This window comes from Pseudomonas sp. NFACC46-3, from assembly GCF_900114515.1.
Taxonomy (GTDB): domain Bacteria; phylum Pseudomonadota; class Gammaproteobacteria; order Pseudomonadales; family Pseudomonadaceae; genus Aquipseudomonas; species Aquipseudomonas fluorescens_Q.
The window spans coordinates 136189-148773 of sequence record NZ_FOTH01000012.1 but is presented as its reverse complement, the minus strand read 5'-3'; the positions used below and the strand labels follow the sequence as shown (position 1 = coordinate 148773).

Below are 12585 nucleotides of genomic sequence, written 5' to 3'. Positions count from 1 at the left end.
CGGGATGCGTTAGTCGTGCAATAGCGCCCACAGCCGGTCGCAGGCCTGGCCCAGCTCCAGCTTGTCGGTGTCGATTTCGCAAGCGGGTGTCAGCGGCACTTCGTATGGACTGTCGAGCCCGGTGAAATTCTTGAGCCTACCCGCGCGCGCCTCCCGATACAGTCCTTTTGGATCTCGTTTGGCACACACGTCAAAAGGCGTGCTCACATAGACTTCGAGAAAAGTGTCCGGGGCGAACAATTGCCGTGCGGCCTCACGGTCAGCCCGAAACGGGGAAATGGCCGCGACAATGACGATCAGTCCAGCATCGACCATCAATCGCGCCACCTCACCGATTCGTCGGATGTTTTCCTTGCGCGCCTCGGGACTCATGCCCAAGTCACTGCATAACCCCTGGCGCAGGTTGTCCCCGTCAAGGAGGCAGGTGTGGAGGCCTAGCTCGTGCAAGCGTACTTCCAACGCATTGGCCAATGTTGACTTTCCCGCGCCGGACAAACCGGTCAGCCAAATACATCGCGGTCGCTGGGATTTGATCGCCGCCCGGGCCTGCGCTGAGACTGTCAACGCAGAAGGCCCGATAGCCGGCCGTGATGTCGATATCTTTGTCGTCCTGTCCATAACCGAGTCTCTCCCTGAAATCGAAATCCTGGGGGTTTACCGGCCTCCGCGCTGCATCGCGCGCATACCGACTTATTGCCCAGAGCAAAGCATAGGCTGAACACCGCATGTCGACGGTTCGCTAATCATCCTTTGGCGACACATCCAGTGGGCGCGTCCAGAAAAGCTCATGTCGACGAACCGCCTTGCGGAAAAACTCATCCTCCCCGGTACGAGGCCAGCGACGCCCGGCCAACAACCGCTGGATCATTCGCCGCAGCTGTCTTTTGAAGGGTGGACGACCCTGCAAATCGTGCTGCATGCCTAAGGCCATCGCCTTGTCCATACGGGTTGGTGCATCCAGCAGCGGACTCCATAGGCCATCGGCCGGCAACGGCTCGATGGCTGGCGGCAAGGCGATACCATAGCCTGCCGGACCCATTGGCCAACGGTCGTTATCGTGCAGGTGGTTGGCATACAGCAGCAGGGTACGTGGGCGCCAGGTACTGAGTTCAATTGCCTCCATCAAGGCGCGAGTAGCGGCAACATGGTCGCTGTGAGGATCCAGTTCGGGATGAGGTGTCACTACCGCGTCCGGTCGGTGATGCTCAAGCAGTCCTACCAGATCGGCCACCAGGTTGCGCCAACTGGGCTGGCCGTCAACGTCACCGGGCAGACTCAGGGCGTTGAACCGGCGCACGTCCCGAGTATCACTATCGCCCGACTCCAGAGAGCCGAAGCTTCGCTCCGGTTGTTGCGCCATTGCCCCTAACTGAAGGCAGTAGTAGCCCAATTGCACACACTGCTGCTGCCCCACCCCGCCCCACAGCGGTACCGCCAGGCTGTCCCAGCTACGCAGGCGGCCCTTCAGACGAGCGGCTTGAGCCATGTCCAGGCCCATATCGCGATAGTTATCGGCTTCGATTTCACCCTGGGTGAGCGTGACAATGGCCACATCGCTCGCCCGACTATAGAGACCAAAAGCCGCGAGTTCGGCATCATCGGCATGAGGAGCAATGATAAGCAAACGTTGCTGGCCAAAGTCCGGGTTGCTCAGGACATGAAGGGTCGCCTGTGACGCCAGGCTGCAAAAACGGCCGTGCACTCTCAGGGCGCCGCTTGCCAGTAGCGAATCCTGTCCGGACAGATTGAGGAAACGTTCCCCCGCGGCACCACGCTCCAGATCCTGGCGATCGTCACCGATCCATACCTGAGGATCGAAAAAACGCCCCAACCAATGGCTTTTGACCCGCACTTGCAGAATCAGGGTCTGCCCCGCGCTGAACGCGCCCGCCACCTGCAAGAGGCCATCGTTCAAAATGGCAGAAAACTGCAGCGTGCCTGCAGGGAAGTCATAACGATAGTCGTCGTCCGGAGCATAGAACAGATGATCGCAAAACCAGGCCTCGTGGGCGACCCAGCCCAACAGCAGGAAAAGCGGCGACGCCCACCACGACACAAAAAAACCCAGTGCCGACGCCACCAGCAACATGCCAATCAGTATCAGGCGTTTGCGTTGACGATGGCGTTTGAGCAATTGCTGTTTGCGTCCGCTCATGGCTGTTTACCCTCGCTCAAACCTGATAGACCGGAACCCGGTGACACCAGCGATCCTTGTATTCGCGATCGGCACGGCCGAACGAATAACGCAGCGGCTTGCCCAGGGCGCGGGCCTGCTCCCAAGCGGTTTGGGTATTGACGAAACTGAGCACGCTGCCAGGACTGAACTCGCGACTCTGCGGGTCGACGCCGCCGTTGATGTATTCAAGGCTGGTCCACTTGGGTGCCTCGACCCGGTACAGGATCTGAATAGCCACCGGCTCGTCGTTCAGGTAAATCAAGGACCCGGTCATGAACTCTCGCATCAGGCCGAACACGTCAGCCAGATGTTTTTTGCCCGGGGCTTCGAAGTTCCAGCGGCGTTGGAACAGGTCTGCATAGATGGCCGCCTGTTCGCTGGCGCTCAGCTCCAGCATAGGCCGGATACTGCCACCCGCATCCTCCAACAAACGCTGCTCGCGACGTTGGTTGTAACGAAACTTCTTACTGTATTCCTCGGGTTCACGGGCCAGCGCCAAACCTTCAGGCTGCTCAACAAGGCCGGTCATGTTCCGGGCATTGAGCTCGGACACATAGCGCATGCGATGTCGTACACGAATCCGAGCGTCTTCGGCAACCGGCAGGATGACCTCGGCATTGCCAAGATCGAGCATGCCACGCTTGCCTTCACGCTTGAGCACATCCTTGGATAAGGCCACATGACGTCCCCAGGTCGGGATCGCAGCACACAATTGCCCGTCAACGAACCACCCCAGGTAACGCACCGGAATACCTACAAGCCCGGCCAGGCGCTCGACCACATTGGGATGAGTTGCCACACTGCCGCCAAACTGTTGCCAGGCCTGGGCGTAAGCCACAGCATCAATGGGGGTCCAACCACTTTCTCGCCAAGACCGCCAGTAACTCAAAATCAAACGAAGGACTCCTTCGCTGCCTCTTCGGCACCTTCGACGAAATCTTTCTCGTGCAACCGGGCATAGAAGCCATTGAGTGCCAGCAACTCGGCATGAGTACCGCGCTCGACGATGCGCCCCTTGTCCATCAACAGGATCAAGTCGGCCTTCTCGATAGTCGACAAGCGGTGAGCAATCACCAGCGTGGTGCGCCCTTTTATCACTTGATCCAAAGCTGCCTGGATGTGGCGCTCGGACTCGGTATCAAGGGCCGAGGTCGCCTCATCCAGAATCAACAACGGTGCGTTCTTGAGCAGCGCACGGGCTATCGCCAGACGCTGACGCTGCCCTCCGGAAAGCAGGACGCCGTTTTCGCCCACCAGCGTGTCGTACCCCTGAGGCATCTGTTCGATGAACTCGGCGGCGTAGGCATCTTCGGCCGCCTTGCGCACAGATTCGAACGGCGCATCGGCAAGGTCACCATAAGCGATGTTATTAGTGACGCTGTCGTTGAACAGAGTGACCTGCTGGGTCACGAGGGCAATGTGGCGCCGCAGGTTGGTAAGCTTGTATTGCTCGACGTCCACACCATCGAGCAGGATCTGGCCCTGGTCATGGTGATAGAAACGCGGGATCAGGTTGGCCAAGGTCGACTTTCCGCTGCCCGAACGCCCCACCAGAGCAATCATCTGACCTTCTTCGGCCGTAAAGGAAATGTCATCGAGCACGATCTTCTCGGTACCCGGATACTGAAAGCTCAGGTTACGCACTTCCAGACGCCCGTTGACACGAGCCATCTCCTTGGTCCCCGTATCGACTTCCGGTTCCTCGTCGAGCTGCTCGAAAATGCTATCTGCTGCGGCCAAGCCTTTCTGGATCGTGGCGCTGACTTCCGACAACTGACGGATGGGCTTGGGTAACAAACCGGCGGCGGTGATATAAGCAACCAATTCGCCGGCAGAAGCGTCGCCGCGAAGGTAAAGCACCAGGTACATCAACACGGCCATGCCGATGTAGATCACCAACTGCAACATCGGCGTATAGATCGACTGGGTCCGGGTCATACCCAGGCTGCGGTTCATGTTATCGGCACTGGCCTTGTGAAACCGTTCGATTTCGTAACTTTCACCGCCAAAGCTGCGAACCACACGGTAGCCCTGGATCGTCTCCGAGGCCACGTGGGTCACATCGCCCATCGCCACCTGGATTTTCTTGCTCTGTTTACGAAATTTCTTGCTCGCGCTACTCACCAGAATGGCAATAACCGGCAGAATCGCCAGCAATACCAGCGTCATCTTCCAATTGCTGTACAGCAAATAACCGAACAGGAACACCACCGTCAGGCCCTCACGGATCACCACCTTGATCGCATCGGTGGCGGCACCGGTGACCATGGTCACGTTATAGGTAATACGGGATATCAGATGGCCGGAGTTATGGTTGTCAAAGTAACGGTTGGGCAGGGTCAAAAGGTTGTCGAAGAGGGCGCAACGCAGGTCGTGGACAACGCCACGGGCAACCTTGGCCAGGTAGTAATTACCCAGGAATGAGCCTATGCCTTGGTAGACGGCAATGAGCACGATCAACAACGGCACGCCGAGCACCAGCGAAACGCCCATGAACTGAGTGTCGTTGGGCTTCTGCAAGGCATCGAGAAAATGCTTGAGCATATCTGCCAGCATCGGCTGGCTGGATGCGAACAGCACGAAACCGATAATACTGATGGCGAAAGCACCCCAGTACGGGAGCACGTATTTCAGCAACCGCAGGTAAATCGTCATGCTCGACTGCTGGTCGGAATTGGCCATTCGGTGCGCCTCGGACGTTTGAAAAAAGAGACAAGATGTAGATTGTAACAGCGAACGAATTACAACACCGGCGCAGTCAGGACTGAACGACTGGGCAGCACAGCGATAGCAATTCGCTTTCGCGTCATAAGCATCAGGAAACAGAAACGCTCTGGGTGGAGCGTTCGGTTTCAGCGCTCCCCCGAGCGGCCAACACAATACTCAAAGCAATCGGCAGCCAAGTGATCAACCAATCGGCGTTCGGTTTGAGCCAGAGACCGATGCCATCGGTCAGCAACGACGCTCCGGAAAAAACCCAGAGTGCCAGCAACACTTGACCCAGCGGCTGGGCTCGCGAAATCCAGCCGCGCCAGCCAGCCGCCAGCCACAGCCAGCCGAACAACAGCAGGCCAGGCACCCCGAGACGCACTCCGGTATCCAGAAAGAGGTTATGGGGATGCTTGAAGGACCTCGCTATTTCAGGGACCGGAATCAGGTACTCATTGAATCCCAACCCCGTTACCCAGTGGTCCAGAATCAACTGAATACCACCTCGCCATAGCTCGGGACGGTAAGAGACGCCACGCTGCAATAGAATCTCGGGTTTGAATAGAGCAATGCACGCCACTCCCAACGCCCCCAGAAGGATCAGGCCGCTTCCCAGGCGTGACGGTCGCGCTACGGCCATAACGAAAAAACAGACGACCAAGCCGATCCAAACACCACGCGTTTGGCTGAAGCCCAGAAACAGCGCATATCCGATCGCTGGGATCAGCAGCAACGCCATCACAACAGGAGGGAAGCGCCTGGTTCGCAGTGTGAACGCGCCCATGATTGCCAAGGCGCCCACCGCGTGCGCCGCCATGATCGCGGTGTCCCATAAGCCGATGGCGATCACCCGGGAGTGCAAAGACCGCGCGGATAGACCATAAAAATACACCCAAGAAGCGGCCGCAAAAACACCACCGATAATCGATGCGTACAACAACATGGACTCTAGCCGCCATTGGCGGTTCTGTGCCGCCAGCAACACGCCTGCCAGGGTCAAGGCTACATAGAATGTCACCTTGACCTTGCCGAACACGTTATCGCCCCCCTCGACCGCCAATACCAGGAACGTCCAGGCAACGAACAAGAGGAAAAAAATGCACTCCGGCTGTTTGAGTAACAGGCGAAAATCCCGATGAACCAGCGCCAGCAAGGCGGGCAGCCAGAGCAGCACAATCAACATCTGGTGATAAAGTTTGTTGCTCGGCAGTACCCACGGGCCACATAACAAAATGAGGAGCCCGATGGATGCCCACACCGCCAGGACATCCTTGCTAATAAACCTTTTCATTTCTGACAGCACTTAACTTTTCCCCAGCATTCGATCGGCAACTCGTTGCAACTGAGCTTTATCTGCGTTCTTCCAGCCCCCCTTAATGCAATAGTGCTCGCTAAGGTAGTGCAGGAAGTTACGTCTTAATTGCTCGTCAAGCGGCCATCGCGGGAATGCACGCGCCAATTCCACCGCCTGTTCAGCGGTGTCGGCATGCATCACCAGCCCCTCTATGTTGAAAAACGCTTGGCCCAAGGTAAGCACGGGCCTGCCCAGGAGCAGGCTTTCCAGGCCAACCGTCGAATTGATCGTCATCACAAAAAGACTGGACTCGATCAATTGCTGGGTAGAGTTACCGTTGGCGAACAGCACACGATCACCGGTACGCTCATGCAGTTCTGGATACGTCTCTCGACTGGACGGATGCTCCTTGAACACCACTGTCAGCCCCGTCTCTTTAGCCAGTCGTTCGCCCAAGGCAAACATCTCGCGCATGTTGCTGATCCAGGGAGAAAACAGCCGAACCTGGCTATCTCGGTCATCTTGAAACGGAACAAAGACGAACTGCTGCGGCAGCGCAATGGGTGCCGGGCCAGTGGTACGAGGCGGACGGGGGATCAGCACTGGTGCGGCCTGGTTTTCAGGCACGAGGTAAGGATAGTTGAGGTAAAAATCGGCCTCACGCGGAACCGCATTCAGGTAATTCACGCCCTTGGGGTCCACCGTCGTGGTATCGGGCAACAGGCCATTCTCGAAAAAGAACGTCTTGCAACTCGACGGGGCCAGCGCCGTCAGCAATCGGCAATAGCGATGGGAACCATTCCAGAATACCAACGCATCAGGACGCTCACGATTGAGCAAAGCCTGGGCCCGCAGTGCCATCCCAAAAAGTTCAAGACGTAGCAATAGGCGGTAAAGCCGACCATTGCTCTTGTTCTTGACGCGACGCTCCTCGCATTTCTCTTCGATCAAGCTCTCCCAGTCGATGCGAGAAAGGATCCTGGATATCTGGAGCGCCCCAAACCAAGGCATCTGTGAAGGGGTAACTACTTTGCCTTGTAGTTCTGTTTCGTTGAGCAACCGATTGAAGTAAAGGCCTTGATGAGCGGCCAAGGAAATGAACAGCATTGTCGTCATGGAGTGTCCAGAAGATAGGCAGCACCTACACGCCAGCCGACGCATGGCGAATAGCAACATGGATCAGAACCAACACTCTGTGACAGAGTCCAGGCGACCCCATGGACAGCGCCGGGATCCTTTGAAATGTGGCGCGACTATACCACAGCTGTTTTTGCAGCATGCACACTGCGGTAACATAGCCTGCGGCTCATCCATCGGGCCAGTTTTTGGAGCACTGATGCAAACGCTCGACCATGCACTTTATCTCAGCCTGCGCGAAGGTGCCGAGGTTCTCGAAGCCGATGGTAAAGGGGATAAAGTCCTGCGCCTGACTGATGGCTCGATACTCAAGCTGTTTCGTCGCAAACGCCTGCTGACCTCCGCGCTCTGGGCTCCTTACGCCAAGCGCTTCGCCGATAACTGCCGAACGCTGCGCGAACGCGGCATCGAGTGCCCGGAAATTCTCCAGGTTTATCGCATCCCCAGCATCAAGTGCGATGCCGTCCATTACACTCCACTGCCTGGCTACACCCTGCGTCAACTGCTGAACGTGGATACTAATGAGGATCTTCAGGCGCGATTGGGAGAGTTCGTTGCACGGTTGCATCAGAACGGCATCTACTTTCGCTCCGCGCACCTGGGCAACGTCGTATTGACGCCGCAAAACACGTTGGGACTGATCGACATTGCTGATCTGCGCACCTACCGCAAGCCGCTTCGCAAAGGCCTGCGCCTGCGCAATTTCAAGCATATGTTGCGCTATCGGCAGGAGCGCGATTGGCTACTCAAGGACAACCAGTTCCTGGAGCACTACATGACCCACCAACACCTGTGCAATGAACTGGAAGTGAGGCTGGCGCTCAACGCTTAAGCCATCTACCCCCGAGGTCAACCGACTGCAGGCAGCCTGAAGGTCTCGAAGTCCCGCACAGGCTCTACGTCGTGCAACAGGTTATCGACTAGTTGAACGGTTTTCGCCAACCCCTGAGAACCGTACACCAAGTGATAATCGGCGAAATGGCGGGCTCGGGCCACATGCCCCTGGTAGTCGCACTCAAGCGCCTGCAACTGACGGGACAATTCAGGTTCATCACGAACTTGAGGTCCAAAAAAAAGCGAATGGGAAAAAATGTCCTGATCACTGCCCGCGTTCACATGGATCACCGGCCGGCCCGCCAACCCTGCCTCGATACCGGCATTGGACATGATATTGATCACAACGCTGGCCTGGGCCAGCGCCTGGGCTAGCGAGCACGTGATATCCAGCAGTTCTACGTTGGCCAATCGCTCGGCAGCAGCGCTCCAGAATTGCGCCTTGCTACGCGGGTGACGCTTGAACAGTACGCGATAGTGCGGATTGCGTTCGGCCCAATCGCACAATAGCTGATAGGTGTTCTGGTAGCCCGAGTCTTTCTCCCGATCAGGACCAACCCCCAAAACCAACACCGTTCGGAGCGCCGGGTCGGCGACAGGCAGATCATAGGTTTCATCGACCAGGTAGGACCCGACCAGCACGACTGTCGACTCACCAAACCGCAAGGTTCGCTCTTGCAAGGCAACGAGCGAACTGCGCCCAAAGACGCCGTAGAAATCAAAGTCGTTCATCGCCAGCCGCCGAGAAGACTCCAGCGTCGCGGCGTGGGCCAGATGCAGCAGTCGAGCGCCACGCGCAGCCAATGCCAGGCGCAGAAATGGCGCATGGAGACTACCGTTGCGCTCGTTGATCAACACCTTGGGCTGATAGGTCATCACTAACCACTGGGCATGGGCCGCGTATACCAGATATCGCAGCGGTACAGACTGCGCAGGTGCCACAAGCATTCGCTGCGCGCAAGCATCTGACGGCGAGCGTAAAGCGGCTTCCTTCAGATGGTGTCCGCGCTCACGCAGGGCCTCGATCAAAATATTCTTGCGCTGCAATGCCATGGACTTGGGGGCCGAATGCAGCAACAGCACCTCACAGTGCATGGGGTCGACCGAACCACTCAAGCACGCGTTGGCGCGTATCCCGACAGCAACATCGACGAGCACATCACGAACCAGGCGCAGCAGGCTGCCAAAGCGACCATGACGCTCGCGTAGCAACTTCCAACGATAACGATCCAGCTCCCGTGCCTTTTGCGCCCAGCATCCATCAACCTGGAGCACTCCTTCGCCGGACAACGGCGCACTCATTTGAACAACAACCGAATGGCCTTGCGGGTATAGGGCCAACGCGTGAGAGAACGAATATCGGTGCGCACAGCTTGAACATAAAAAGCCCTGGCGTTGACATAGTCGCCAGCGGTGTAGCAATCACGGAACAACGACAGGCAGCGCTGAGCCATGAAAGCCTGGCGCAAGTCCTGCAGTTCAGGTAAGCGCGCAGGGGAAAACACCTCGTCAACCATCCCAATGCCCGCCGCCAGGCTTTGCTTGAGGTCGTGCCGCATACTGTCATCATGCTTATAGATCAACGCCAGCGGCTGATCGAGAACGCTGCACGGGAAACGCGCCAACACCTGGGCAAACACCGGGATATCTTCGACGTTACGCAAGTGCTCGGGGTAATTGCCCGGCGCAAACACATCGCGATGCATCACGCAGGCACCGTTGGACAGCGTCACCGTCTTGTCCAGCAAGTAGCCACGCACACGTTCGCGCGGTGTGGCAGGCAAGGGTTTTACGCGATGCTGGACCCGACGGCCATCGGCAAACACCGACCAGTGCCCACCAATGATAAAACGGCTCTCGGGATGACTGGCGATATGTTGGGCCACCGCAGCCAGCGCGCCTGGAGCCATCTCATCATCGGCATCCAGGAAGATCATGTATGGCCCTCGTGCCTCCTCGATCCCGCGATTACGAACCGAAGATAGACCACCATTGGGTTTACGCAGAACTCGAAAGCAATTCGCATGTTCAGCCTGGAGCTGTTCCAGCACTTGTGGCGTCGCGTCAGTTGAACCGTCATCGATCACCAGCAGTTCAGCTGGAGCATCTCCCAGCTGCGCCACAACAGAGTTCACCGCACGCGGCAATGTCTTGGCGTAGTTATAAGCAGGGATGACAACGCTGATCAACGTCTCAGTCATAAGCGTCCACGCCATCTTTGACCACTAGGATGTCTTCCATGATCAGGTACTGCAGATCGGAACCGAAGAACATGTTCAGCGCGTCGGTGGGCGAGCAGATCATCGGTTCGCCACGACGGTTGAGCGAAGTGTTCAGCGACACGCCGTTGCCGGTCAGGACTTCCAGGGCCTTCATCATGTCGTAGTAGCGCGGGTTGTATTCGCGCTTGAGCACCTGGGCCCGAGACGTGCCGTCTTCATGGACGACTTCCGGCACGCGGGTTTTCCATTCTTCGGCCACTTCGAAGGTGAACGTCATGAACGGCGCCGGGTGGTCGACCTTGATCATCTGCGGCGCAACGGTGTCGAGCATCGACGGGCAGAAAGGCCTCCAGCGCTCGCGGAACTTGATCTGTTCGTTGATGCGATCGGCCACGCCGCTGGCACTTGGGCAACCGATGATCGAACGACCGCCCAAGGCCCGCGGGCCAAACTCCATGCGCCCCTGAAACCAGGCCACCGGGTTGCCGTCGACCATGATCCTGGCGATGCGCTCGGGGGTGTTGTCGATCTTGCGCCACGCAGGCTTGCTCGGATGACGGGCGCATGCAGCGATCACATCTTCGTTGCTGTAGGCCGGGCCGAGGTAGACGTGTTCCATCTTCTCTACGGGTACGCCACGGGCGTGGGACACATAAGCCGCAGCACCCACAGCAGTACCGGCGTCGCCGGAAGCCGGTTGCACGAACAGCTCCTTGACGTCGTCACGGGCGATGATTTTCTGGTTCAACTTGACGTTCAACGCGCAGCCACCCGCGAAGGCCAGCTTGCCGGTCTCCTTGAGCACGTCGCCCAGGTAGTGGTCGATCATCTGGAGCGCGAGCTTCTCGAACAGCGCTTGCATGCTCGCCGCGTAGTGAATGTACGGCTCGTCGGCGATGTCGCCTTCGCGTTTCGGGCCGAGCCATTCGATCAGCTTCGGCGAGAAGTAAAAACCCTTGCCCTTCTCTTTATAGCGACGCAGGCCGATCACGTTGGCGTAGTCGGTGTTGATCACCAGTTCGCCGTTTTCGAACGAGGCCAGACGCGAGAAATCGTACTTGCTGGCATCGCCATAGGGCGCCATGCCCATGACCTTGAACTCGCCGTCGAGCATTTCAAAGCCGAGGAACTCGGTGATCGCGCCGTACAGGCCGCCCAGGGAGTCCGGGTCGAAGAATTCCTTGATCTTGTGGATCTTGCCGTTTTCGCCGTAGCCAAAGAAGGTCGTGGCGTATTCGCCCTTGCCGTCGATGCCCAGGATCGCGGTTTTCTCCTGGAAGCCCGAACAGTGGTAGGCACTGGAGGCGTGAGCCAGGTGATGCTCGACCGGCTCGATCTTGATTTTCTTCGGATCGAAGCCCAGTTGCTCCAGGCACCAGACGATCTTGCGGCGATAGCGCTTGTAGCGACGGTTGCCCATCAGGATCGCGTCGAGGGCCCGGTCCGGGGCGTACCAGTAGCGCTTGGCGTAGTGCCAGCGCGCCTCGCCGAACAGGCTGATCGGGGCGAACGGGATCGCCACTACATCGACGTCGGAAGGCTTGATACCGGCCTGCTCCAGGCAGAACTTCGCCGACTCGTAGGGCATGCGGTTCTTTGCATGTTTATCGCGTACGAAGCGCTCTTCCTCGGCCGCTGCGATCAGCTTGCCGTCAATGTACAACGCAGCGGAAGGATCATGGCTAAGGGCGCCGGACAGGCCAAGAATCGTCAATGCCACAGGGGTCTAGCCTCTTAATGTCTGCATACGGGCGACAAGCGCCGCGAACAATTGATGTGCCGCGAGCCCAGGGCACGGGGCAGCTAAAGGGCGGGATTATAGCTTAAAAGCGGCATTAAGCCTCTAGCGGTGAGTGGGGAGCTTGTGGGTTTTGCCGCTCGGGCGTTCATTGACAGTCCATGGCCACCAACATAGGCTTCACGCAAATGGACTGGGAGATCCCGGTCGGCGTCTAAGCCTCGGTGAGTTTCATCGGGGCTTTTCGCTTTCTGGAGCGCAAATACCCCTCCCCCCAAACCTTCCTCCCCGTAGTGCGGTCAGCATCCCTGTAGCTGAACCACCGCTATCGCGAGCAAGCTCGCTCCCGCATGGTTTGCGGATGCTCACAATGTTTGCAGACGATACAAAAACCTGTGGGAGCGAGCTTGCTCGCGATAGCCGATAGCGGCAGTCCATTTCAAACCCGAATCCGCCCCTTTCTCGGCCTGAAGGT

General features: G+C 57.8%; 10 protein-coding genes. 1 reads left to right on the top strand and 9 read right to left on the bottom strand.

The window, feature by feature from the left end:
* Window positions 1-9 precede the first annotated feature (9 nt).
* The 6 genes from cysC to BM300_RS14545 form a co-directional block, all read right to left on the bottom strand.
* The gene (gene cysC / locus BM300_RS14570) at window positions 10-618 is read right to left on the bottom strand and encodes an adenylyl-sulfate kinase (protein WP_063323215.1); all 609 of its coding nucleotides are present in this window, start codon (window positions 616-618) and stop codon (window positions 10-12) included.
* A 121-nt stretch (window positions 619-739) separates the two neighbouring features.
* Complete coding sequence (locus BM300_RS14565) at window positions 740-2155, bottom strand: PIG-L deacetylase family protein (protein ID WP_092345509.1); 1416 nt, start codon at window positions 2153-2155, stop codon at window positions 740-742.
* 16 nt (window positions 2156-2171) lie between these two features.
* Window positions 2172-3068: a GNAT family N-acetyltransferase gene (locus BM300_RS14560; RefSeq protein ID WP_092222551.1), complete on the bottom strand. Its 897-nt coding sequence runs from the start codon at window positions 3066-3068 to the stop codon at window positions 2172-2174.
* Window positions 3068-4858: a lipid A export permease/ATP-binding protein MsbA gene (gene msbA / locus BM300_RS14555; protein ID WP_092222392.1), complete on the bottom strand. Its 1791-nt coding sequence runs from the start codon at window positions 4856-4858 to the stop codon at window positions 3068-3070. Before msbA ends, BM300_RS14560 begins: the two co-directional genes overlap by 1 nt.
* A gap of 133 nt (window positions 4859-4991) precedes the next feature.
* The gene (locus BM300_RS14550; protein ID WP_092222390.1) at window positions 4992-6176 is read right to left on the bottom strand and encodes an O-antigen ligase family protein; all 1185 of its coding nucleotides are present in this window, start codon (window positions 6174-6176) and stop codon (window positions 4992-4994) included.
* A 12-nt stretch (window positions 6177-6188) separates the two neighbouring features.
* Window positions 6189-7295 (bottom strand): capsular polysaccharide export protein, LipB/KpsS family, encoded by a 1107-nt coding sequence (locus BM300_RS14545; RefSeq protein WP_092146679.1) that lies wholly within the window; start codon window positions 7293-7295, stop codon window positions 6189-6191.
* A gap of 220 nt (window positions 7296-7515) precedes the next feature.
* On the opposite strand from BM300_RS14545, the gene BM300_RS14540 reads away from it, so the two are divergent.
* A complete protein-coding gene (locus tag BM300_RS14540) occupies window positions 7516-8148 on the top strand; it encodes a BUD32 family EKC/KEOPS complex subunit (protein ID WP_092146681.1) in 633 nt (210 codons plus the stop codon).
* A gap of 17 nt (window positions 8149-8165) precedes the next feature.
* Here the strand turns inward: BM300_RS14540 and BM300_RS14535 are convergent, their stop codons facing one another.
* From BM300_RS14535 to BM300_RS14525, 3 genes are read right to left on the bottom strand one after another with little or no spacing between them, the layout of a single operon-like run.
* Window positions 8166-9452 (bottom strand): glycosyltransferase family protein, encoded by a 1287-nt coding sequence (locus BM300_RS14535; RefSeq protein WP_092463202.1) that lies wholly within the window; start codon window positions 9450-9452, stop codon window positions 8166-8168.
* Window positions 9449-10351 (bottom strand): glycosyltransferase family 2 protein, encoded by a 903-nt coding sequence (locus tag BM300_RS14530; RefSeq protein WP_092463200.1) that lies wholly within the window; start codon window positions 10349-10351, stop codon window positions 9449-9451. The genes BM300_RS14535 and BM300_RS14530 overlap by 4 nt, the downstream gene beginning before the upstream one ends.
* Complete coding sequence (locus BM300_RS14525; protein WP_053181410.1) at window positions 10344-12092, bottom strand: carbamoyltransferase family protein; 1749 nt, start codon at window positions 12090-12092, stop codon at window positions 10344-10346. The genes BM300_RS14530 and BM300_RS14525 overlap by 8 nt, the downstream gene beginning before the upstream one ends.
* Window positions 12093-12585 lie beyond the last annotated feature (493 nt).